This is a genomic window from Paraburkholderia sp. A1BS-2L (assembly GCF_051125205.1).
Classification (GTDB): Bacteria; Pseudomonadota; Gammaproteobacteria; order Burkholderiales; family Burkholderiaceae; genus Paraburkholderia.
Window position 1 is genome coordinate 571,031 of sequence record NZ_CP120430.1, and the last position, 21,659, is coordinate 592,689.

Sequence of the window (21,659 nt, forward strand, 5' to 3'; positions counted from 1 at the left end):
TGTGTCCTGTTTTATTCAATGAAATCAGTGACGCCAAAGTTACCGATTCGCGACGTCCCGGTATGCCCTCCCTCAGGGGGGACAACGTGCGTTTTGACGGCTTCCGGGGGGCGCTCGAGGCTTCGGCTATAATGAGTTCGCCTTTCAATCGGGGCACGCCATGCAGATTTCCGTCCCCTCCCCAGCCAGCGATCCGTCGAATTTTCCGCTCTCGTTCAAGACCCTCGGCAACGTTATCGAGGCCGTCGGCACGCCCGATTTCGTGCGGCGCCTCACGTTGCTGCTCAACGAGATCATTCCGCTGAACGTCGTGCATCTCGAGCGCTCACGCGCGGACAGCACGATGCCCAACGGCTTTCTGTGCGAATGGATCGGCAGCAGCGGCGTGGGCATGGACACCGGCGCGATCTCCGAGGTCATGACGCTCTACTACGACCGGTTCCATGAAGTCGATCCGCTGTTCGCGGGTATTCGCGGCAAGATCGGCACCCTGCTCGTGGTGCGCGACATCGGCGCGATTCCGCCCGGCGAGTTCCGCCAACGGCTTTTCGATGAAGCCTTCATCGCTCATGAATGCGTGCTCGCGCGAGGCACGCGCCACGCCCAGCACTCCATCGCTATCGAGCGCGCGCTCCATGAACCGCCGTTTTCGCTCGCGGAAATGAGCCTGTTTCGCAACGTGAGCGATTTCCTGTTTCCGCTGCTGGAACTACATGCCTCGACCAGCGCGGCCAGGCGCGTGGCCCATCCCACCTCGTATCTGCACCCGCTCGCGCAATTCGACGCGCGCATCGCGGCCGATAGCGTGCGGCTTTCGAAACGCGAATACGAAATCTGCGCGCATCTCATCGAGGGCAAAACGGTGCCCGAGGCGGCGGAAATCGTCGGCGTGCGGGCGGCCACGGCCGAAACTTATGTGAAGCGCGCATTCGCGAAGCTGGGAGTGCGCACCAAGCGCGAGCTGGTTGCGTGGGGGCATGCGCCGACTCGTCTGCAAGCGCCATAACATCCGCTGCCTCTCTGCTGCACCTCCGCCGCCGTTGCGCAGCCGGGTTATTTCCTCCGGTTAATCCCTGATACCCTTCCTCATCGCCGGCGTAACACCCCGCCAACATCGATCGGCATCGATGTAAACATCTCAACTTCGTGATTTGCATGGGCGGCGTGTCGCCTACCATCGGCGCACTCGCATCAACCCGCATCAACCTGCATCAATCAGACGGAGACACGGTCCATGCAAAGCGAATTCAACCAGCCGCTCGGCGGCAACGAGATGCCGCGCTTCGGCGGCATCGCCACCATGATGCGCCTGCCGCAAGCCGCCACCACCGAAGGCCTCGACGCCTGCTTCGTGGGCGTCCCGCTCGACATCGGCACCTCGAACCGTTCGGGCGCGCGCTTCGGCCCGCGCCAGATCCGCTCGGAATCGGTGCTGCTGCGCCCGTACAACATGGCCACGCGCGCGGCGCCGTTCGATTCGCTGCAAGTGGCCGACATCGGCGACGTCGCGACCAATCCGTATGACCTCAAGGACTCGATCCACCTGATCGAAGCAGCCTACGACGAGATCGTCGCCAACGGCTGCCGGCCGATCACGCTAGGCGGCGACCACACGATCGCGTGGCCGATCCTGCGCTCGCTGCACAAGAAGTACGGCAAGGTGGCCGTGGTTCACGTGGACGCGCACGCGGACGTGAATGACACCATGTTCGGCGAGAAAATCGCGCATGGCACGCCATTCCGCCGCGCGGTGGAAGATGGCTTGCTGCAGTGCGATAAGGTCACGCAGATCGGTCTGCGTGGCACGGGCTATCACGCCGACGATTTCGACTGGTGCCGCAAGCAGGGCTTCACGGTGGTGCAGGCCGAAGCCTGCTGGAACAAGTCGCTCGCACCGCTCATGGAAGAAGTACGCGCGCGCGTGGGCGACACGCCCGTGTACCTGAGCTTCGACATCGACGGTCTCGATCCCTCGTTCGCGCCCGGCACGGGCACGCCCGAAATCGGCGGCCTCACGGTGCAGCAGGGCCTCGAAATCATTCGCGGCATGAAAGGCCTCAATGTCGTGGGCGCCGACCTCGTCGAGGTCTCGCCGCCGTACGACCAGGCCGGCACGACCGCACTGGTCGGCGCCAACCTCGCGTTCGAAATGCTCTGCATCATGCCGGGCGTGGCGTACCGGTGATCCACGAGACCTTACGATGGCCACGATACCTTCGATTACGACGCCCGCAGAACAGCAACGCGAATTCGTCTTGCCGGCCGCAACGATTGCCGGCGCGCCTGTGAGCAACGGCGCGCAAAACGGTATGCATCACGCGACGCCCATCGTCAACGCCTCGACGGGCGCGACCATCGGCTGGCAGGAGCACGCCGATGCAGCGCTCGTCGACAAGGCGGTGCGTATGGCCCACGCCGCGCTTGGCTCATGGCGTGCCACCACGCCCATCGCGCGCGGCAAGTTGCTGAAAAAGATCGCAGAGCTGATCGAATCGGACCGCGCGCGCCTGAGCGCGATGCAGATGCAAGTGAGCGGCAAGCCGCCCGCGGAAGCCGACATCGACGTGAGCGACGCTGCGGCCACGTTCAACTATTACGCCGACCTGTGCTTCGACGACAAGACCTTCGCGCCCGAATCGCTCGCATTGCCCGACGACAGCGTGTCGGGCGAGCGTTTCTATGAAGCCGTTGGTGTGGCGGCGCTGATCGTGCCGTGGAATTTCCCGATGGTCACCACCGCATGGAAGATCGCGCCCGCGCTGGCCGCCGGCTGCACGGTGGTGCTCAAGCCATCCGAGATCACGTCACCGGTCGAGCACATGATCGCCGCCATCATCGACGAGGCGGGCGTGCCAGACGGCGTCGTCAACCTCGTGAACGGCGGCGGCGAAGTGGGCGCGCTGCTCACCGCGCATCCGCTCGTCGACAAGATCTCGTTCACGGGCAGCACGGCATCGGGCAAGAAAGTGATGCAGACAGCCGCGCAGGACATGAAGCGCGTCACGCTGGAGCTCGGCGGCAAGTCCGCGCTCATCGTGCGCGCCGATGCCGACGTGGAGCACGCCGTCACGCTCGCCGTGGGCGGCGCGCTCACGAACGCGGGCCAGATGTGCTCGGCCACCGCGCGCATCCTCGTGCACGACGACGTGTACCGCAAGTTCATGGCCGCGTTCGAAACTGCGGTGCGCGCCATCGTGGTCGGACCGCCGCAAGCGGCGAACGTCACGATGGGACCGCTCGTGTGCGCAGCGCAGCGCGCGCGCGTGCAGTCTCTCGTGGAGCAAGGCCTGGCAGCCGGTGCGTCCATCGCGTTCTCGGGCCGCCTCGATCAAGCCTGCGCGGAGGGCTTCTTCATGGCCCCGGTGGTGATTGCCGAGCCGCCAGCCGACAACCTGCTATGGACCGACGAGGTATTCGGCCCGGTGGCGTGCGTCAAGTCGTTCCGCAGCGACGAGGAAGCCATCGCGCTCGCCAACGACACGCGCTATGGACTTGTCGCGACCGTCGTAACCGCCGACCGCGACGCCGCGCGCCGCTACCAAATGCAGTTGCGTGCGGGGCTGGTGTGGATCAACACGCCGCAACTGATCTTTCCGCAAATCTGCTGGGGCGGGCTCGGGCTCAGCGGTATCGGGCGCGAGCTCGGTCTGGCCGGGCTGCGCAGCTATCAGGAACTGCGGCATGCGCTGGCAGACGCTGGCTATCAAACCGCGCCCGTTTGAATCGCCTCGGGTGGGCGTGCCCGGGCCAAGCAATCAAGCGTAGCTATAAACACCTTGGCCGGTCTTGCGCCCCAGCCGGCCCGCGGACACCAGCTCGCGAAGGAGCGGGCACGCCCGATACTTAGGATCGCCAAAATCCTTGAGATAAACATCCATCACGGAAAGGCAAACATCGAGACCCACGAGATCCGCCAGCGCGAGCGGCCCAATAGGATGATTCGCGCCCAGGCACATGCCGGCGTCGATTTCCTCTGCGGTCGCAGCCCCTTCGGCCAGCAAGAAAAAGGCTTCGTTGATCATCGGCACGAGAATGCGGTTGACGACGAAGCCCGGCGAATTCTTGACGCTGATAGGCGACTTGCCGAGCCGCGTGGTCAGTTCGCGAATCGCCTCCGCCGTGGCGGCGCTGGTCTGCAGGCCGCGAATGATTTCGACCAGCGGCATGAGCGGGACCGGATTGAAAAAGTGCATTCCGACGAAGCGCGCCGGATCGCCGAGTCCCGCGCCCAATGTCGTGATCGAAATGGACGAGGTGTTGGACGCAATAATGGCGGTGGGCGCCACTACCGATTCGATCTGCTTCAGAATGCGAATCTTCAGATCGAGGTTTTCCGTGGCCGCTTCGATCACGAGGTCCGCGCCCGCGAGACGCTGGTAGTCGGTGGACGTTTCGATGCGGCCGAGCGCGGCGTCCTGCGCAGCCGCCTCCAGTTTGCCCTTCGCCACGAGACGGCCGAGGCTGTTGCTGAGCGCGGCGATGCCTTTGGTCAGTGCGGCGTCGGCCACGTCGATCATGATGACCTTGAGGCCCGCGACAGCGGCGACCTGGGCAATGCCGGCGCCCATCGTTCCAGCGCCGATGACGCCCAATGTTTCGATTTTCATCGCAAGTTTCTCCTGCGCGCACGGTCACGCGTTGCTATTACGTACTATTACGTATCGTCATGCGGCGATCCTAGCATCGCGGGGAAAGGGGCAGCCTGGCCAAACCTGCCGCTCTAGTGACAAATTTGGCCACGGCATGCAGCGCCGCCGGTTGCCTCGTCTCAGGGGTTTGGGGTCGGACAGCAATCGGTCTGCGCGACTTACGATATTCGTGCGGGACAACCGGCACGCTCCGGTATCCCTGAGTGGCGAATTTTCCCGCTTGCCCGGGCTTTTCCAAATCGAACTCGAGTATGTAGAAGGCCTTGTTTTAAATGGCCTTTCAGCGCGCCATACCCGTCACACGGCCTAAATAATTCCTGCCGCGCGCAACGCTTCCAGTTGCGCCTCATCCATGCCGAGGCGTGCATAGATTTCCCGATTGTGCTGTCCCGTTTGCGGTCCCGTCGTCATCTCGGCCGGGGTTCTTCCCACGTAACGCGGCACGGGCGCTGGCGCGGGAACCGTGCCCAATTCCGGGTCCTGCAATTCGACGAGTACGCCACGCGCCTGAAAATGCGGGTCCGCCTCCACATCGGCAATCGTATAGATCTTGCTGAACGGCACCTCGCAATCTTCGAGCCGCTTCGCGATCTCCGGATACGGCAAGGATCTGAACCACGTTTGCACGCAGCGATCCAGTTCAGCCAGGTTCGCAACCCGGTCCGTATTGGTCAGAAAGCGTGGATCCTGTGTCAATTCGGGCTTGTCCATCGCCCGGCACACGCGCGCGAAAATGGCGTCGCCGGTGCCGACCAGCGTGACCCATTGGCCATCCTCCGTCTTATAGACGTTCGACGGCGCGGTATAGGTCGCGCGCGATCCGGTGCGCATCCGCGCCTCTCCGGTGTAACGGTATTCGGCCGCCAGAGGGTCGAGCAGACGCAGCATTGCCTCGGTGGCGGACAGGTCGATCTCCACGCCCTTTTGCTGGCCGGCCGGCAACGCGTTACGCTCGGCCAGCGCGGCAGAAATGGCGAACGCGCCGAACAGGCCTGCAACCGCATCGCCCAGCGGATAGTTCATATGCTGCGGGGGACCATCCGGTTCTCCCGTCAGGTTCGCAAAGCCGCTCATCGATTCGAAAATACGTGCGAAGCCAGGGCGGCGCGCATACGGTCCGGTTTGCCCGAAACCCGTAATGCGCAGCACGATCAATCGCGGGTTGTGCTCATGCAAAGTCGCCAGATCGAGCCCCCACTTGTCCATCGTGCCGGTGCGAAAATTTTCCACCAGCACGTCGAAATCGCGAATCAGGCGCAAAAAGAGCGCGCGCCCCCCGGGCTTGCGAACGTCGAGCGAAATGCCTTTCTTGCCACGATTGGCGGTCTTCCAGAAAAGCGGAATGCCGTCGTGCACCGGCGCCAGCGTGCGCAGGGAATCGCCTCCTCCCGGCAATTCCAGCTTGACGACTTCCGCGCCCAGGTCGCCGCAAAGCGTCGCCGAAAATGGACCGGCAAATACCGTGGCCATGTCCAGGATGCGCACGCCGTGCAGCGGGTAATGTGCGGTCTCCATCTGCCTACTTCCCCTCGCCGCGCAACACGAGCCTGGCAATATTCAACTGATGAATCTGGCTGGTGCCTTCGTAGAGGCGGAACAGGCGCACGTCGCGGTAGTAGCGCTCGATCGGGCTGAAGTCCGCCACGTAGCCGGAGCCGCCGAACATCTGGACCGCGCGGTCGGCCACCCGCCCGCACATTTCCGACGCGAAGTATTTGCACATCGATGCCGGGAGCGCGACGTCCTCGCCCCGGTCACGGGCGCGCGCGGCTTCGACGATCATCGAGCGCGCGGCGAAGATTTCGGTGCGGCAATCCGCGATCATCGCCTGAACCAGCTGGAAGTTCGCCACGGGCTGGCCGAATTGCGTGCGATGCGTGACATAGTCGATGGCGAGGTCGAGCATGCGGATCGCGGGGCCCGTGCACAATGCCGCGAGGTGCAGGCGCTGCTTGTTCAGCACCTTCATCACGGTCTGGAAGCCAACGCCTTCGCGCCCGCCGATCAGTTGGCTCGCATGCACACGGCAATCCTTGAAATATACATCGGACACCGGCGATCCGGCCTGGCCCATCTTGCGATACGGCTCGCCAGTGGTGAGTCCGTCGCTGCGTTCGACCAGAAACGCCGAGAGACCCGTGCTGCCGCGCGTGCCTTCTTCGGTGCGGGCGATTACCGTGAATACGTCCGCCACGGGAGCGTTCGTGATGAAACACTTGGTGCCGTTCAGCACGTAATGATCGCCGTCCTTGCGCGCCGTGGTCTGCACGTTGCTCGCTTCGGAGCCGGCCTCCGGTTCGGTCAAGGCAAGGCAGCCCGTGAGTTCGCCCGTCGCCATGCGCGGCAGCCAGCGACGCTTCTGTTCTTCGGTTCCATCGGCCACCAGCGCCTCGGAGCCTATTCCGGTATTGGTGCCCACGCGGGCGCGCAGGGCCACGGACGCTTGCGACAACTCCATCGCGCACAGCACCAGTTCTTCCGTGGTCAAGCCCAGGCCGCCGTAGGCTTCCGGGATGCTCCAGCCGAAATAGCCCTTGCGCCGCAGCGCTTCGACCATGTCCGGCGGCACGAGATCGTCGCGGGCGACCTGTTCTTCGATGGGGAGCCACTGATCGCGCACAAAAGCGCGAACATCGGCAATCAGGGCTTCAAGGTTTGCATTATTTCGGATCACGAATCTAACTCCGGGCAAGCGTGAATAGGGATGAGACGCCAAAGCGAATTCAGGTTCGCACGTCCGGCGATGCGCGACGGGTCGCCAACATCATGAGCACGGCGCCGCCGACTGCGATCACTCCCAGCGCGGTCAGCGCCGGATAGAGACTGCCGGTGCTGGTTTTGATCCAGCCCACCAGGGTCGGACTGGCGAAGGCGCCCGTGCCGCCGATGCTGGTGATCAGGGCAATCCCGGCGGCCTTGGCGTCGCCGTCGAGGAACGAAGGCGGGATCGTCCAGAACACCACGAACGCGCCGTACGACGCCGCGGCGGCGACACCGAGCATGGCGATGGCGAAGCCCTGGCTATGCAGCGCCAGCGGCAGCATGCCAAAGCAGATCGCCATGACGGCGCTGCTGATCAGCAGGTGCCAGCGCCGCTCCTTGAGACGGTCAGAACTCGCGCCCAGGATCCAGGTCCCCATTGCAGCGGCAACGAACACGAGGCTCGACAGCCAGCCCACGTGAATCAGGTCCTTGATGCCCATGTCCTTGAGGATGGTCGGCGTCCAGAAACCGATCGCATTGAACGGCATGATCACGCAGAAATAGGCGACCATCGCAACATAGATCCGCGGTTGTCCAAGCACCTTGAGGATCCCATGTCCCGCTGCGTGCCCCCGTGAGCCGCCGCCCTCGTCGGCGCGCAATTGCTCGATGACGATGGCCTTTTCCTTGTCGCTGAGCCAGCGTGCGTCGGCCGGGCGATCGCTAAGGATCAGGAAGGCCAGCGCCCCCAGCAGCAGCGACGGCAGCCCCTCGGCCAGCAGCAGCCATTGCCATCCCTTCAAGCCGAGCAGGCCCGCCATGTGCACCATGATCCACGCGGATACCGGGCCGCCGATAATGCCGGCAAGCGCCGTGGAGGCCATCAGATAGCCCGTTACGCGTCCGCGCCGTGCGGAAGGGAACCAGATCGTCAGATAGAACAGCACGCCGGGGAAAAAGCCCGCTTCGGCCACGCCGAGCAGCACCCGCAAGACATAGAACTGCATGGGCGTCTTCACGAACATCGTCGCGCTGGAGATCACGCCCCAGGTCACCATGATGCGCAGCAACGTGCGGCGCGCGCCGATACGCTGCATCAGCATATTGCTCGGGACTTCGAACAATACGTAACCGAGGAAAAACAATCCGGCGCCCAGTCCGTATGCCGCCTCGCTGAAGCCCAGATCGCTCATGAACTGCAGTTTCGCGAAGCTGATGTTCACGCGGTCGAGGTACGCGCAGACGTAGCAGACAATCAGGAGCGGCAAGAGCCGGAACAGAATCTTTCGATAGGTGGCGTCGACGTCGGCGGGCGCGGCGGGCGTATGGGCATCGTCCGTTGCGGTGACGAATTTGGCGGTGTTCAACGATGTCTCCTTCATGGGGGCGGGCTTCACCGGTCTTGGCTGGTGATAAGGGATGCGTCAGTGGCGACGCGCCCGACCAATGCGGCGACTCTACGCGCAAGCATCACAGGGAATGAACTAGAATTTCAAATATTGAAATCCGGTTGCAGCAAGGCCATTGGCGGCTATTTCGGGGAATTCGTATGCGCAAATCGCTGAACGCTTATTCGATGCAGGACGACACCGATCTGCGCCGCGTGAAGGAAGACGACCCATACTTTTCCGGCACCCTGGCCAAGGGCCTGCTGATCATGAAGTGCTTCGTAAGCGAGCCGCGCGCCCATGCCAACAGCGAGCTTGCGGCCCGGCTGGGACTGTCGCGCCCGACGGTTTCGAGGCTATGCCGAACGCTGCATGCGCTGGGCTTTCTCGACCACGACGAACGGCTGGACCGCTACTTTATCGGGCCCGCCGCCGTGATGCTTGCGTATCCGTACCTGATCAAGACGCCGATGCTGGCGCTCGTGCGCCCGGCCATGCAGGCGCTGGCCGATCGCGTGGAGGGCGCGGTTTCGGTCGGCGTAACGATGGATCTGGACGTGGTGTATCTGGAAACCTGCGCTTACGAGGAAGGCACGCTCAAGCGCCCCGGCGTGGGCGCGGTGAACGGCGTGCTGGAGACGGCCATGGGGCGCTCGTGGCTAGCGCAATTGACGGCGCCCGAACGGCAGGACTTCCTCAAACGCGCCCGCCAGCTTCGCCCCGAAAGCTATGCCCGCACCCACAAGCGCGCGATGGACGCCGTGGCGGGCTACGCCCAACGCGGATATGCGATCAACATGGGCGATTCGGGGCTCGGCGTGCTCGCGGTTGGCGTGGCGTCCCGAATCCATTACGGGCCGAGAAGGCTTTTGTTCAATTGCGCGGTTCCCGGCCTGCGCATGGGCGAGAAGGAACTGCACGACACGCTCGGACCTGAACTCGTGCAACTGGTCAGTCTCGCGGACAGGCAAATGGGATTGCGTTGAGGTCGGGGGGCCTCGACAATATCCGCCACCCACCCCCCCCCCGCACATTCAGCATCCTGGAAATTTTTGCCTTACACGATGGATCTGCTTCCGCATTACGAAAGGGAACCAGGTCTGCTGCGCCGCTCAATCGGCGTATTTGCGGAGCGCTACCCCAAGATTGCTGCCCGCCTCGGAATGGTTGGCGACCATGTCGAAGATCCCCATGTCGAACGGCTCCTGCAATCGTTCGCGCTGCTCGCCGCCCGTCTCGACAGCCGCCTCTGACGCTTATCCGGAGTTTGCCGACGCATTGCTCGACGTAGTGTTCCCCCAATATCTCCGAACGTTTCCGGCGTGCTCGATCGCCCGGTTCGACATCTCCGGCATGGACGGCGCGCTCAACGGAGCGAAGAACGTTCCCCTTTGGCGTGCTGCCCAGACCTGGCGTTGCGTCGGTGACGACAACTTCGAACGCGGCAGCATCATTCAGGTCGGTGGACCCATAATCCTCGAGCGTGTCGAACAGCAATGACGCCTGCAGCCAGGCGCCCACATCGGCACTTCTGGTTTCCTGCTGTTCATGAACGGAAGTCCGGAGTTTCTGGTATTGGTCGCGGAAATGGTCGAGGTCTTTTCCCCTCAGGCGGGCAGCATATTTCGACCAGTCGTAGGCCGTCGCCGAATCGATCTGCTTTTGCAGATCGCTTGCATGCTGGCCTCCTTCTTCTGTGCGTACGCACGAGCCTCCGACATGATTTCGTCGCGGTACTTGCCGGTGTAGGGCACGTTCGAACCGGGATTGGATACTGAACTGCTAATGCCCATTATGTTGAGCCGTCGCTGGTAACTGGGCGGCGTATTGTTCGCCGCCATCCAGGCCTGGTCGTCGTAGAACGCGTTGATCTGCGCAGCTCGCGCCGGATCGGCCCCCACCAGTGCCTTGGCACGCTGCTTCGCCAGCATCGTCTGCGCGTCCGGACTCGCCAGCGGGTTCATGACGACATCCTGCGCCTTGTACATCGTTTCGTTGCGCGACTCTACGATCGCTTTTGCCGCGTCGATGTCATGCTGCGCCCCGACCTGCAACGTCCGTTCGGTCGCGACGTAGCGGTCGAGCCACGACACGGGATCGCCCCGAAATCCGTTGAGTTCGTGGACGGTGCCAATACTGTCCCAGAGCGCCAAACAGCATCGGAGGGTGGTGTGAACCGGAAGCGTCCGTCCCGATCCGCGTCATCAGTTTTACCAGCGCCTGGCTCGCCGAGCGCGGCGAGACCTGCCGAATGGAGAGCGGATAGCGGGTGGCTTTCAGCTTCAGCCAGTCTTCCCTGTAATCGCCTTTTTCCGTACTGAACGGCTGCTTGTCGTCGGGCAGGCTGAGCTGCTTCGGATCGAAGGCCGGCAGATATTCAAGCACGTCGTCAATGGCGGCTTCGGTCGCGGTAACCGCATGCCCATGCGCATCCTCGCCACCGTCGATCCACTTCGAAGGCTCGATGTACTGCATCCGCGCCGTGCGCAGCTTCGGGTCCGATTTGTAGCGCTCAAATATTTTGGAATGCCATGCATGTTAGGAAAATGCGACATAGACTTTCCCGGTGCACCTCTTCGGCTGCTCGATGGCGATGACGTCCATCGGCAAATCCCGCATCTGGAATATGCAATGCGCATTGATAATGCCAATACCCCGCTGTTTGGGATTTACGTCCCAAGCCCCCCCGGCAAACGCCGCGTCACCCACTGCGTGGCTTGATCGTAGGCATGCGCCAGTTGCAGCACGGCAAGATCGGCGTGCGGCTTGCCGATCACCTGCAAGCCCATCGGCAGGCCCTGCGCGTTGAAGCCCGCCGGCACGCACATCACGGGCAGGCCCGCGAGCGTCCCGCCGATCACCACCTCCATCCAGCGGTGATAGGTGTCCATCGTGCGGCCCGCGACGGACTTCGGCCAGTGCTCCTTCGCATCGAACGGGAAGATCTGCGCGCTCGGCAGCACGAGGTAGTCGAAGCGCTCGAACAGCGCGAGCAGCGCGTTGTACCACTGCGTGCGCGCGACTGTGGCGTTCCACACGTCCTCGCCCGAAAGTTTCAACCCGCCCTCTACTTCCCATTGCGCCTCGGGCTTGAGCAGCGCGCGCCTGGCGGGATCGCGATACAGTGCGCCCAGCGTGCCCGCCACGGAGAAGTGGCGCAGCGTGAGCCAGCAGTCCCAGAGCTTGTCCATCGCATAGTCGGGACGCGTCGCCTCGACCTTGCAGCCAATTGATTCGAAGTCCTTGAGAGCGGTTTCGCAAAGAGCGAGCACGCCGTCTTCCATCGGCAGATAGCCGCCGTAATTGCCGAGCCAGCCGATTTTCGCGCCACCGAATTCACGCGCGAGCGGACCGGTAAATTGCGCCGGATCTTCGGCAATCGAGAGCGGCGCGCGTGCATCGTAGCCCGCCTGCGTGGAAAGCAGCATGGCCACGTCGGGCACGCTGCGGCCCATCGGCCCCGCGCAGCCAAGCTGGTTGTAAAACACGTCGACGGCAGGCACCGATGGCACGCGCCCCTGCGAAGGCCGGAAGCCGAAGATGTTGTTCCAACCCGCCGGATTGCGCAGTGAGCCCATCATGTCGCTGCCATCCGCCACCGGCAGCATGCGCAGCGCGAGCGCCACCGCCGTGCCGCCGCTGCTGCCGCCCGCGCTGCGCGTGGGATCGTAAGCGTTGAGCGTGGTGCCGAACACCGGGTTGTAAGTATGCGAACCCAGGCCAAACTCCGGCGAATTGGTCTTGCCGATGAAGATCGCACCTTGCGCGCGCATGCGTGCGGCCACGAGCGCGTCGGCCTTCGGCACTTCGTCGCGGAAGATCGGCGAGCACTGCGTGGAGGGAATCCGGGCCGTCGCGGTGAGGTCCTTGGGCGCTTGCGGAATGCCGTGCAGCCAGCCAAGGTATTCGCCGCGCGCGAGTTGCGCGTCGCGCTCGCCGGCCTCGGCCAGCAGGATGGCGCGCTCGCGCAACGAGACAATCGCGTTGGCCGGCGTGTTCACGCGCTCGATGTGGTCGAGGAAGGCGCTCATCACTTCGCGGCAGGAGACCTTGCGAAGGCGGATCCATTGCGAAAGTTCGAGCGCGCTGGCGGCGACGATTTCGCCATGCGTGGGCTGGGCGGGAGAAGGCGATGCCTGATTCATGCGTGACTTTCTTGAACGAAGGATTGTGGATGGGGACCGGAGAGCTTCATAGTTCCGCGCGATTCCAGCGCCAGCGCTAAATGCCGGCAAAGAAGGCCGCAGACGATAAAGTCATACCATTCGAGCGCATTACCGACAACGGCGGCGGCCCGTGCGCAGCGACGTTGCTCGTATTGGAAAGCCGGATTTCGAAAGATAATAGATACGCGGACAATCTCCATCAATCTCGTTGGCGTTCGGAACGTTACTCTCCGGCTAATGATCGCAGAGGACCGCCGGCGTCCTTCCAGCCGCCCCGCCCGAATTGCGACGGCTCGTGTTCTGGTGCAGAATTTCCTGCCGCCTCCCGAACAGCCGCCCCATCATGCTCCCCCACGTCGACGAAGAGATCACCTTCCGCAAGCTCGAAGTGCTGCTCGCGTTCATGCAATGCGGCAACCTGGCCAAGGCGGCCGAGGCGCTCGACATCAGCACGGTCAGCGTCCATCGCGCGCTGCATTCGCTCGAGAAAGGCCTGCGCTGCACGCTGTTCCGTCACGAAGGCCGCAGCCTGACCCCGACCGACGCGGCCCGTGTGCTCGCCGAAGTTGCCGGCGAAGTCCTCAATACGATGATCGACGGAATCCGCGCGACGCGCGAAGCCGCAGGCTACGGCTCGGAACATCTGAAGATCGGCTCGCTGTACTCGCTGACGATCCGCGCCGTGCCCGAAATCGTCACCGTCATCAAGAGCCGGCGCCCCGATCTGCAGGCGGAGCTGATTCTCGGCTCGAACGCCGACCTGCTCGACAAGCTCAAGCGCGGCGCGATCGACGCCTCGCTCATGGCGGCTCCCTCGCATGATTCGGAGATCGAATCGATCGAGTTGTTCGAGGACGAGATTTTCTTCGCGGCGCCAATCGGCTCCGCATACGGCCAATACGACGCGATCGACCTGCGCCAGTGCCGCGACGAGCCCTTCGTTTCGTTGAGCGAGGGATTCGCGACGTCCGAAGACTTTCTCGAAGCGTTCCGCATTGCGGACTTCACGCCGAACGTCGTGATGAAAGTCAGCGACATCTTCTCGCTGATCAACCTCGTCAGTGGCGGCGTGGGCTATACGTTGCTGCCGGGCCGCGTGCGCGACCTGTTCGCGCACAAGATCATGCTGATCCCGCTATCCGCCCGGTTCAACATGCGGCAGACCATCGGCCTGAGCTTCCTGCGCCGGCGCGAGCGCGACCCGAATCTGCTCGCGCTCGCAACCGTGTGCCGGCTCACGATCAAGGATCGGCAGGCCACCTGAGCCGATCGCGCGATGCGCGCCAGGTCACGGCCCTCCCCTGTTCATTCAGATAGGTGTTTCGCACGCGCACCGTGCGCTACAGTGTGTCCCAAGGGCATACCCCGACGCCCTTATCCGGTCTCCTCGTACTTGTGCCCGCCTTGAGCGGGCATTTTTCTGCTCAGTCGGCGGCGAAATCGCGATCGGTGTGCGCGCGATGAATGCGAACATCGTACGTATTGCCCCGAAATCAGGCCGCAACCATCCGGGTTTTGGGCAAGCCGAATGTCCCAAAGGAGCATTCACGCCCGCGTTCCTTCAATTAGCCGGAAAATCAAAACGCATTAACGACCCATGCACTCGCCGCCCCCCAGGAATCATCGCTGGACATTGCAGCCGGTCACGCGCAAATCGTGGATGCGTGAATTCCTCGTCCTGCTTTCGGTGCTGGTCGCGGCGAATATCTTTACCAATGCATGGCAGTCGTGGCACGACTTCCGCGCCGCGAATCTGCAAGCCGCCCAGCGGCTCACCGCACAAACCTCGCTGGTCGCACGGCTCATCGAGGACCGTCTTCACGATCTCGACGGCATGATGTCGGCCACCGCGACGCTCGTCGACGAAGGCAAGGCCACCAACGATACGCTCGGCGATCTCACGCAAACGCTGCAGATGTCACTGGGCGAATCCCTGATTGCAGTATTCGATGCGAACGCGCGCCTGGTGGCTGCCTCGCGCCCCAACGCGCGCAACGCGATCCCCGGCTTCGACGCGATCTTCGCGCAGGTGCGGGCCGCGCCGTCCCGGCGGCTGTGGCTGCCTGTCGTGTGGGGCAACCGGGGCGCCCTCGTGGTCGCCGAAAAGCATCTCGACCAGGCCGGCCAGCTGAACGCGGTCACGATTCACCTCGTGCCGCTCGAACAGCATCTGCTGGAGAACGTGAAGCTGGTTCCCGGCACCGCGCTGCTGCTGCGCGACAACGAGCATCGCGTCGTCGCGCGCTATCCTGACGTGCAAGGGCTCGCCATCGGGCAACGGCTCACCGACGACGGGGGTACGCGCGCTGGGCCGATGGAAGGCACGGTCTATGCGCTATGGCGGCGCGACCATACCGAGCGTCTCGTTGCGGAGCAGAGGATCGGACTCGGATCGAACACAGCGTACTGGACGCTCGATCTGGGCTATGCCATCAGCACATACCGCGACAGCCTCTGGGCGAGCTTCTACATCAATCTGGGCGGCACGGCGCTGTTGCTCGTCATGCTGGGCAGCAGCTTCGTCCTGCTGGGCCGGCAAAAGGATCTCGTCGGCCACGTGCAACGCTACGCGAGCACGGTTTCCACCATCGTCGAAAATATGCCGACGCCGGTGGCCGTGGTCGATGCAAAATCGCAACGCATTCTGCTCGGCAACGACGCCCTGCTTGCCGTGTTCGGCGCGGTGGCTGACCAGGGCCAGCCGTTTGCGCGCCTGCTGGTCGACGATACAAACTGGGTGCGCATGCAGGCAGAGGACACCATGGACCCCGAACCGTTCCAGACACGTTCGGGCGTTCGCCACATGCTGGTTCACTGCACGAGACTGCCTGCACTTGCGGAGCCCGGCGACGACGATCCCCTGCTCGTGGTGCTGACCGATATCACCCATCAGCATCTGCTGCTCAAGCAATTGCAGACCGATGCGGACTTCGACCCGCTCACGGGGCTCGCCAATCGCCGCTACTTCGAAAAGGCCGCCGGGCAGGCAGTGGCGCATGCGCGGCGGCATCATCGCCCGCTTTCGGTGCTCGCGCTCGACCTCGATTATTTCAAGCGCGTGAACGACACGTGGGGCCATGCCATTGGGGACCGCGTGCTCGCGGTGACCTCGCGGGTATTCGAGCACGCGCTGCGCGAAGACGATCTTGCCGCGCGCATCGGCGGCGAGGAGTTCACCGCGATCTTGCTGGACACGCCCGAAGAGCGCGCCCGTATGGTGGCCGAACGGATTCGGCATGCGCTGCAGGACACGCCCATCGAACTCGACGATGGCGGCACGCTCACGCAGACCTGCAGCATCGGCATTGCCTGCTACGACGAAGCGGAAGACAGCCTCGAAGCCACGCTCAAGCGCGCCGATGCGGCGCTATACGCGGCGAAACATGCCGGGCGCAATCGCGTTCAACGCTGGAGCGCGGAGATCAAAAGCTGAGCGCAATCCCGAGCGAAGCGCCCGACACATTCGGGCTGTTCTTGTTCTCGTCGATGTGCCGGTTGATCGGGACTGGGCCGCCGAGCGGGGTCATGTTCAGCGCCGGGTTGCACGTGTTGCCGTTGTTAATGCCCAGCGAACTCGCGGTCTGATCCGGCGTGACCGTGTAGCTGAGCAGCGCGAGCATGGCGTTGAGGCGCTTTTTCATCTCGGGGCCGCGGGCGGCGCCCGTGAGCCGCAACTCGGCCTCACAGGTCCAGACGGGTGATCTTGGTGCCGGAGAGCGAGAGGTCGCCCATCAAGCCGCTGTTCGTCGGCACGAACACCTCGACCGGCTTGGTGGTGGTCGTGGTGTCGAGCTGGCCATTGGCGCCCATCTTCACGACCGCAGCCGATGCGTCGCCGCTCGCCGACCAGCCCTTGGAGGCGCGGAATTTGTCGAGCGCGTCCTGCGTCCTGCGTCATGAACAGATAGACCACGGCCTTCGACTGCATGCCGAGGGTCGCGCCAAGCGAAGCGGCCAAGAGGCCGTAATATCCCGTCGTGCTGCCGCCCACGCGCAGTGCGCCGTCGCCGTGCTCGCCGCCGATGCCGATGCCCGCCTGGGCTGAATCAAATCGTCGAATTGCCGCTGAAGCGGCGAATCTGGCAGCATATGGATTCGGAGCCAGCTGATCCGCCTGCGAGCCGCAAACGTGCAAAGGCGCTGCGCCGCGCTCCTCCACCGCATGCTTTGAGAGACTGGAATTCACCATGTCGAACCACGACTCGACCGGCCTGGCCAGACGGGAAACTCACCTGGGCGCCGCACTCGGCGCACTGTTGCTCGCGCTGGCATCGGTGCCCGCCTGGTCCGCGCCTGGCGACTTTCTCGAAAGCACGCCGATGCCCCAGCTCGACAAGAACGACATCGCTGCGCTCAACAGCACGGTGCACGTCGTGCTGAACACGAAGAACGACGGCGAGACCACGCAATGGGTCCGCCCCGCCACCGCCGATCGCGCCGAAGTCAGCGCGGACATCACGCCGGAGAACACCTCGATCAAGAACCGCAAAACCTGCCGGTTCGTCGCCGTGACGGTGCATGCGGGAGACCACACAGTCAAGCTGCGCCCGCAATACTGCCGAAGCACGAGCGAGGCATGGGGGCTTCAAGACGCGCAGTGAGATCACGCGCCGCGTCGCGCGGCGTCCACTGCAAGAACCAACGACTGCCGCCCGAGGCCACGTCAACCTGCATCGCCCCGGGCCAGCCCCTCTACGCAGAACATGTGCCACGGGTCCGCCATCAAGCCCCTGCGTGGTCTTCGCCGCCGCGCTCGAAGCCCACGAAGCCCTTCAACTGCGCCCCAACCAGCCCGCCGCAGTGCATGGCGCAATCGCCTTCGATATAGACGTCGGTGGTGCGTGACAGATTGTAGTCGGCCAGCAACTGGAACTATGTTGCGTTGCCGCCGCCGCGCTGGTTATTGCCGTCCTGCCCGCTTGATGGCGACCTTTCACCTCCGCATGCAAGTTTTCGTAATTCGGCATAAACCCGCTATAGGTAGTAAGGGCAATTAATTGCCCCGCGCGGCAATTCAGAAAAAGTACGCGCCTGATACTCCATCCGAAGCCATTGTTTTTGGTGCCGCGCTGCAAGAACCCGAAACGAGTCAATTGCCGTAAAATCCTGACGCCCGGCCCTGCTACTCAATAAAACTCCAGTCCAGGAATAATTGAAATGGCCATGCTCGTTCACCACCCTGCCGTCCTGTTCGTCGCACTGATCGTGCTGTTCAGTGTGGCCGCCGCTTTTGGCGCGCTCTTCATGCAGCGCGCCTTTCCGCTCTCCGACGATGCGCGCGAGAATTACAACGTCGTGCAAGGCGCAACGCTCACGCTGCTCGCGCTGCTAATCGGCTTTACGCTCTCGATGGCGGTGAGCCGCTATGACCAGCGCAAAAATTACGAGGAAGAAGAAGCGAATGCAATCGGCACCGAATACGTGCGTGCCGATCTGATCGGCGAAGCCGAGGCGCCCAGAATCAAGGCGCTGCTGGCTCAATACCTCCAATTGCGCATTGACTATTACAAAACGCGCAATGCGCACGAACTCGATGTCATTAACAACAAAACCACGGGGCTCGAGGCTCAATTGTGGGAGAACGTGCGCGGCGCAGCGCTCGCGCGGCCCACGCCGATCACGGCGTTGGCGGTGTCCGGCATGAACGACGTGCTGAATACACAAGGTTATACGCAGGCGGCCTGGCTCAATCGCATTCCGGTGTCGGCGTGGGGCTTGATGATGGCGATCGCGTTTGTCAGCAACCTCATGCAGGGTTACGGCGCACGCGGCACGACCGGCCGGCGCGTGCTGATGTTCGTGCTGCCCGTGACCGTGGCGCTTTCGCTCTCATTGATCGCCGATATCGACAGCCCGCGCGGCGGCATGATTCGCGTGGTGCCGGTCAATTTGATCAGCTTGCAGCAATCGCTGGGGCCGTTGCCCTGAATCGGCATGCGCGGCTAGCCGACAATCGGCGCGGCGCGCCGCAGCAGATCGGCAAACGAGGTCGTCTCGAAGCGCTGCATCAGCGCGGCACGGCAACGCCTGCTGAACAAACCGCTGGGTCCATTCTTGTATGTTTAAAATCGACGGGACGCTCGCAGACTGTCTGCCGATCGCTTAGCCGGAACGGTTTCGTAGCGAAACCGATGGCGATTCACCAAACATCCGCTTGTAGTCCATTGCGAACCGGCCCAGATGGGCGAACCCCCATTTGAGCGCGACGTCCGTAACGGACATCGGTTCAGCCGCCGCGCCGCGCAGTTCATCGCGCACACGCTCAAGGCGCAGCTGACGCACCCAGGCCATCGGGCTTACGCCGTGGCAATTGCGGAAGCCGGCAAACAGCGTGCTTGCACTTACGCCTGCGAACTCGGCGAGCCGTTCAATCGTCAGGGGTTCATGCAGATGCGCGCGCACGTACTCCTCAACCCGCTTCACGTAGAACGGCGCAAGCGGTCCGCGTGAGGGCCGCATGCCACTGCGCGCCGTGTTGGGCTGCCCATAGACGAGCGCGTTGAGCAAGGTCGACTCGAACTGCTCGTAGGCCAGTGGATGACGCAGCGGGTGCGCCGGATCGTTCAATGCATTCCCCAGCACCGAAAGCAGTGACAACAGGCACATCCCCGATGACGAAGCTAGTTCGAATGCAGGCTCGAACTCCACCGCTGCGTGCTCTTCGGTGCCAAAATGGCGCGCGCAGTGGCGCTCGATCGCTTCGCGCTCGATGCGCAGCACGACCTGCGGACAACGAATCCAGCGCATCCGCAAGGGCAGCGTCGGCGACACGAGCGACGCAACAGCCGGCGACGAGTCGAAACGGCGATCCCCACATTCGATTTCAGCACCGCCACTCACGGGGATCTGCAACAGGAAGAAGCTGTCGAGACGTTCGGGATCGATCGTCACGTCGCCATCGTAGTGGAGCAGATTGAGCGACAGGCTCCCGTGCCGGGCGTGATACATGCGGCTCGGCAACTGGTGTGAAGCGCCCGGCAGCGCGAGCTTGTGAGGCTTGAACACAGAGCCGACGCACTCGCGCACCTCGTTGAGGTCGCCCGATTCGAGCAACAGGGTGTCGCTGTTGAAGCAGGCCGCGCCGACCAGCACATTCGCAGCGGGAAGATGCTCCATAGAAGCGCTCCAAGAACGTTCGCGCGCACCTGATCCGTGCACGAGTTTCCCGACTCCACGAACCGTCTGAAGGAAGCGGATAGTCGCGTGGGAGATCCAGATAGTTTCCTCGCTCCGGAAGCCTCCAGCAAGCCGGGCGACGCCAAAGGCACAGGAGCTGTGCCCTCTGCCGGAAGCTGCGTACTGTAGGCCTGCCCTGCCGCGGCAGCCATCCTCAATTACCCTCGCCCGCCTGGCAGGGTTTTCCCTCGTTCCGCACGTTTTTGGATTCCGCGGATACCCGTTGAATGAAACGGATAGAGCCCATTGTTTTGTCGCAGAACACTGGGGGCATTCGAGACACAACCTTGGTGGAGAGCCCGCAATGAAAGGAAGATACATCGATATTCCCGCACCGGAAGGCGGCGTGTTCCGGGCCTACCTGGCAACTCCTGCAAGTGGCACGGGGCCGGGTATTGTGCTGTGCCAGGAGATCTTCGGCGTCAACGAGACCATGCGCGACGTGGCCGACTACTACGCCGAGGAAGGCTACACGGTGCTGGCACCCGACCTGTTCTGGCGCGTCGAACCGGGCATCGAACTCGGTTATACGGAGGCCGGCTTTGCGCGTGCGTTCGAACTCTATCAGCAATACGACGAAAACCAGGGTGTCGAAGATATCGGCGCGACGCTCGCCGTACTCCGGACATTGCCCGAATGCCGCGGCGAGACTGGTGTGCTCGGATTCTGCCTGGGCGGCAAGCTGGCCTGGCTCGCGGCCTGCCGTCTTCCCGTGGCTTGCGCAGTCAGCTACTACGGCGTGGGTATTGAGCAGGCACTGGACGAAGCGAAGAACATCAAGGGGCGCGTCGTCCTGAATATCGCGGCGCTCGATCGCTTCTGCCCGGCCGATGCGCAGCAGCAGATCACGGCCGCGCTGGGCAACAACGAAAATGTCGAAGTGTATGTCTATCCGGGCGTCGATCACGCGTTCGCCCGCAAGGGTGGTGAGCATTTTGACAAGCCCTCGGCCATGATGGCGCACGAGCGCGCGGTCGCCGCGTTTCGCAAAACGATAGGGCCGCAATACGATCTCTCTGCACTGTGGGAGGCGCACCTCGCCCACGAGTTCGCGACGCGCGACGTCGAAGCCACGATGGCGACGATGGTGGCCGAGCCCTACGTCAACCATATTCCGACGCTCACGGGCGGCGTGGGCTACACCGAGTTGAAGCGCTTTTATCGCCACCACTTCGTGCACGCCAATCCGCCCGATACGACGATCATCCCGGTTTCGCGCACCATCGGCGCAACGCAGATCGTCGACGAAACGCTGTTCTGCTTCACGCATACCACCGAGATCGACTGGATGCTGCCCGGCATTGCGCCGACGGGCAAGCGCGTCGAGATTCCGCTGCTTGCCGTGGTGAAATTCCGCGGCGACAAGCTCTACCACGAGCACATCTACTGGGACCAGGCCAGCGTGCTGGTGCAGATCGGTCTGCTCGACCCGAGTGGACTGCCCACAACAGGCGCTGATACCGCCTGCAAACTGCTTGACGAAACGCTCCCATCAAACACGCTGATGAAGCGCTGGCGGGACAGTGCCCCCGCCAACGACGCGAACTAACCGAATCATCCTCTCAAGAACATGGAGC

20 protein-coding genes and 2 pseudogenes are annotated in these 21,659 nt (G+C 63.2%); 10 read left to right on the forward strand and 12 right to left on the reverse strand.

The features are described from left to right. Window positions 1–160 precede the first annotated feature (160 nt). From P5W98_RS27125 to P5W98_RS27135, 3 genes are all read left to right on the forward strand, one after another. Window positions 161–1,006, forward strand: coding sequence for a helix-turn-helix transcriptional regulator (locus tag P5W98_RS27125; RefSeq protein ID WP_421027812.1), 846 nt, complete (start codon window positions 161–163; stop codon window positions 1,004–1,006). A gap of 228 nt (window positions 1,007–1,234) precedes the next feature. Further along, window positions 1,235–2,185 carry an agmatinase gene (gene speB, locus P5W98_RS27130; RefSeq protein ID WP_421027813.1) on the forward strand — a complete coding sequence of 317 codons (951 nt, stop codon included), beginning with the start codon at window positions 1,235–1,237 and terminating at the stop codon, window positions 2,183–2,185. A gap of 16 nt (window positions 2,186–2,201) precedes the next feature. Continuing rightward, window positions 2,202–3,722: an aldehyde dehydrogenase family protein gene (locus P5W98_RS27135; RefSeq protein WP_421027814.1), complete on the forward strand. Its 1,521-nt coding sequence runs from the start codon at window positions 2,202–2,204 to the stop codon at window positions 3,720–3,722. A gap of 33 nt (window positions 3,723–3,755) precedes the next feature. On the opposite strand, the gene P5W98_RS27140 is transcribed toward P5W98_RS27135, so the two are convergent. The 4 genes from P5W98_RS27140 to P5W98_RS27155 all read right to left on the reverse strand — a co-directional run bounded on the left by P5W98_RS27140 (window position 3,756) and on the right by P5W98_RS27155 (window position 8,719). Further along, complete coding sequence (locus tag P5W98_RS27140; RefSeq protein WP_421027815.1) at window positions 3,756–4,607, reverse strand: 3-hydroxybutyryl-CoA dehydrogenase; 852 nt, start codon at window positions 4,605–4,607, stop codon at window positions 3,756–3,758. 348 nt (window positions 4,608–4,955) lie between these two features. Then, window positions 4,956–6,164, reverse strand: coding sequence for a CaiB/BaiF CoA transferase family protein (locus tag P5W98_RS27145; RefSeq protein ID WP_421027816.1), 1,209 nt, complete (start codon window positions 6,162–6,164; stop codon window positions 4,956–4,958). 4 nt (window positions 6,165–6,168) lie between these two features. Next, entirely contained in the window at window positions 6,169–7,323 is a 1,155-nt protein-coding gene (locus P5W98_RS27150; RefSeq protein ID WP_421028043.1) for an acyl-CoA dehydrogenase family protein, read from the reverse strand. 49 nt (window positions 7,324–7,372) lie between these two features. Next, window positions 7,373–8,719 (reverse strand): MFS transporter, encoded by a 1,347-nt coding sequence (locus P5W98_RS27155; protein ID WP_421027817.1) that lies wholly within the window; start codon window positions 8,717–8,719, stop codon window positions 7,373–7,375. Between the two features lie 182 nt (window positions 8,720–8,901). Between P5W98_RS27155 and P5W98_RS27160 the strand changes: the two genes are divergently transcribed. Both P5W98_RS27160 and P5W98_RS27165 read left to right on the forward strand, forming a co-directional pair. Then, window positions 8,902–9,726, forward strand: coding sequence for an IclR family transcriptional regulator (locus P5W98_RS27160; protein WP_421027818.1), 825 nt, complete (start codon window positions 8,902–8,904; stop codon window positions 9,724–9,726). Between the two features lie 78 nt (window positions 9,727–9,804). Next, a pseudogene (locus tag P5W98_RS27165) lies at window positions 9,805–10,081 on the forward strand (type VI secretion system baseplate subunit TssF); the annotation flags it as partial. Window positions 10,082–10,347: 266 nt separating this feature from the next. Here P5W98_RS27165 and P5W98_RS27170 read toward each other — a convergent pair. From P5W98_RS27170 to P5W98_RS27185, 4 genes are all read right to left on the reverse strand, one after another. Continuing rightward, window positions 10,348–10,833: a hypothetical protein gene (locus P5W98_RS27170; protein ID WP_421027819.1), complete on the reverse strand. Its 486-nt coding sequence runs from the start codon at window positions 10,831–10,833 to the stop codon at window positions 10,348–10,350. Further along, complete coding sequence (locus tag P5W98_RS27175) at window positions 10,772–11,215, reverse strand: hypothetical protein (RefSeq protein WP_421027820.1); 444 nt, start codon at window positions 11,213–11,215, stop codon at window positions 10,772–10,774. The genes P5W98_RS27170 and P5W98_RS27175 overlap by 62 nt, the downstream gene beginning before the upstream one ends. A 194-nt stretch (window positions 11,216–11,409) precedes the next feature. Continuing rightward, a complete protein-coding gene (locus P5W98_RS27180) occupies window positions 11,410–12,885 on the reverse strand; it encodes an amidase (RefSeq protein WP_421027821.1) in 1,476 nt (491 codons plus the stop codon). Continuing rightward, complete coding sequence (locus tag P5W98_RS27185) at window positions 12,882–13,106, reverse strand: hypothetical protein (protein WP_421027822.1); 225 nt, start codon at window positions 13,104–13,106, stop codon at window positions 12,882–12,884. Before P5W98_RS27185 ends, P5W98_RS27180 begins: the two co-directional genes overlap by 4 nt. A gap of 143 nt (window positions 13,107–13,249) precedes the next feature. Here P5W98_RS27185 and P5W98_RS27190 point away from each other — a divergent pair, with 143 nt between their 5' ends. Together P5W98_RS27190 and P5W98_RS27195 are read left to right on the forward strand one after the other, a co-directional pair. Further along, window positions 13,250–14,170: a LysR family transcriptional regulator gene (locus tag P5W98_RS27190; protein ID WP_421027823.1), complete on the forward strand. Its 921-nt coding sequence runs from the start codon at window positions 13,250–13,252 to the stop codon at window positions 14,168–14,170. 396 nt (window positions 14,171–14,566) lie between these two features. Further along, window positions 14,567–16,339: a sensor domain-containing diguanylate cyclase gene (locus P5W98_RS27195; RefSeq protein WP_421027824.1), complete on the forward strand. Its 1,773-nt coding sequence runs from the start codon at window positions 14,567–14,569 to the stop codon at window positions 16,337–16,339. On the opposite strand, the gene P5W98_RS27200 is transcribed toward P5W98_RS27195, so the two are convergent. Next, window positions 16,329–16,547, reverse strand: coding sequence for a hypothetical protein (locus P5W98_RS27200; protein ID WP_421027825.1), 219 nt, complete (start codon window positions 16,545–16,547; stop codon window positions 16,329–16,331). The two genes, P5W98_RS27195 and P5W98_RS27200, sit on opposite strands and share 11 nt — an antisense overlap. A gap of 40 nt (window positions 16,548–16,587) precedes the next feature. Continuing rightward, window positions 16,588–16,945, reverse strand: a pseudogene (locus P5W98_RS27205) (YSC84-related protein); the annotation flags it as partial. Window positions 16,946–17,093: 148 nt separating this feature from the next. Between P5W98_RS27205 and P5W98_RS27210 the strand changes: the two are divergent. Beyond that, window positions 17,094–17,507 carry a hypothetical protein gene (locus P5W98_RS27210; RefSeq protein ID WP_421027826.1) on the forward strand — a complete coding sequence of 138 codons (414 nt, stop codon included), beginning with the start codon at window positions 17,094–17,096 and terminating at the stop codon, window positions 17,505–17,507. A gap of 121 nt (window positions 17,508–17,628) precedes the next feature. On the opposite strand, the gene P5W98_RS27215 is transcribed toward P5W98_RS27210, so the two are convergent. Continuing rightward, window positions 17,629–17,772 (reverse strand): hypothetical protein, encoded by a 144-nt coding sequence (locus P5W98_RS27215; RefSeq protein WP_421027827.1) that lies wholly within the window; start codon window positions 17,770–17,772, stop codon window positions 17,629–17,631. A 291-nt stretch (window positions 17,773–18,063) separates the two neighbouring features. Between P5W98_RS27215 and P5W98_RS27220 the strand changes: the two genes are divergently transcribed. After that, window positions 18,064–18,834 (forward strand): hypothetical protein, encoded by a 771-nt coding sequence (locus tag P5W98_RS27220; RefSeq protein ID WP_421027828.1) that lies wholly within the window; start codon window positions 18,064–18,066, stop codon window positions 18,832–18,834. A 174-nt stretch (window positions 18,835–19,008) separates the two neighbouring features. Here the strand turns inward: P5W98_RS27220 and P5W98_RS27225 are convergent, their stop codons facing one another. After that, window positions 19,009–20,022 carry an AraC family transcriptional regulator gene (locus P5W98_RS27225; RefSeq protein ID WP_421027829.1) on the reverse strand — a complete coding sequence of 338 codons (1,014 nt, stop codon included), beginning with the start codon at window positions 20,020–20,022 and terminating at the stop codon, window positions 19,009–19,011. Window positions 20,023–20,386: 364 nt separating this feature from the next. Between P5W98_RS27225 and P5W98_RS27230 the strand changes: the two genes are divergently transcribed. Next, window positions 20,387–21,631 carry a dienelactone hydrolase family protein gene (locus tag P5W98_RS27230; RefSeq protein WP_421027830.1) on the forward strand — a complete coding sequence of 415 codons (1,245 nt, stop codon included), beginning with the start codon at window positions 20,387–20,389 and terminating at the stop codon, window positions 21,629–21,631. The last annotated feature ends 28 nt before the right edge of the window (window positions 21,632–21,659 follow it).

What these genes read in the sequence shown, in the direction of transcription:
- P5W98_RS27125 (WP_421027812.1), top strand. Translation starts at nt 161, where the DNA reads ATGCAGATTTCCGTCCCCTCCCCAGCCAGCGATCCGTCGAATTTTCCG.
- speB (WP_421027813.1), top strand. Translation starts at nt 1,235, where the DNA reads ATGCAAAGCGAATTCAACCAGCCGCTCGGCGGCAACGAGATGCCGCGC.
- P5W98_RS27135 (WP_421027814.1), top strand. Translation starts at nt 2,202, where the DNA reads ATGGCCACGATACCTTCGATTACGACGCCCGCAGAACAGCAACGCGAA.
- P5W98_RS27140 (WP_421027815.1), bottom strand. Translation starts at nt 4,607, where the DNA reads ATGAAAATCGAAACATTGGGCGTCATCGGCGCTGGAACGATGGGCGCC.
- P5W98_RS27145 (WP_421027816.1), bottom strand. Translation starts at nt 6,164, where the DNA reads ATGGAGACCGCACATTACCCGCTGCACGGCGTGCGCATCCTGGACATG.
- P5W98_RS27160 (WP_421027818.1), top strand. Translation starts at nt 8,902, where the DNA reads ATGCGCAAATCGCTGAACGCTTATTCGATGCAGGACGACACCGATCTG.
- P5W98_RS27175 (WP_421027820.1), bottom strand. Translation starts at nt 11,215, where the DNA reads ATGCAGTACATCGAGCCTTCGAAGTGGATCGACGGTGGCGAGGATGCG.
- P5W98_RS27180 (WP_421027821.1), bottom strand. Translation starts at nt 12,885, where the DNA reads ATGAATCAGGCATCGCCTTCTCCCGCCCAGCCCACGCATGGCGAAATC.
- P5W98_RS27185 (WP_421027822.1), bottom strand. Translation starts at nt 13,106, where the DNA reads ATGGAGATTGTCCGCGTATCTATTATCTTTCGAAATCCGGCTTTCCAA.
- P5W98_RS27190 (WP_421027823.1), top strand. Translation starts at nt 13,250, where the DNA reads ATGCTCCCCCACGTCGACGAAGAGATCACCTTCCGCAAGCTCGAAGTG.
- P5W98_RS27195 (WP_421027824.1), top strand. Translation starts at nt 14,567, where the DNA reads ATGCGTGAATTCCTCGTCCTGCTTTCGGTGCTGGTCGCGGCGAATATC.
- P5W98_RS27200 (WP_421027825.1), bottom strand. Translation starts at nt 16,547, where the DNA reads ATGAAAAAGCGCCTCAACGCCATGCTCGCGCTGCTCAGCTACACGGTC.
- P5W98_RS27210 (WP_421027826.1), top strand. Translation starts at nt 17,094, where the DNA reads ATGTCGAACCACGACTCGACCGGCCTGGCCAGACGGGAAACTCACCTG.
- P5W98_RS27220 (WP_421027828.1), top strand. Translation starts at nt 18,064, where the DNA reads ATGGCCATGCTCGTTCACCACCCTGCCGTCCTGTTCGTCGCACTGATC.
- P5W98_RS27225 (WP_421027829.1), bottom strand. Translation starts at nt 20,022, where the DNA reads ATGGAGCATCTTCCCGCTGCGAATGTGCTGGTCGGCGCGGCCTGCTTC.
- P5W98_RS27230 (WP_421027830.1), top strand. Translation starts at nt 20,387, where the DNA reads ATGAAAGGAAGATACATCGATATTCCCGCACCGGAAGGCGGCGTGTTC.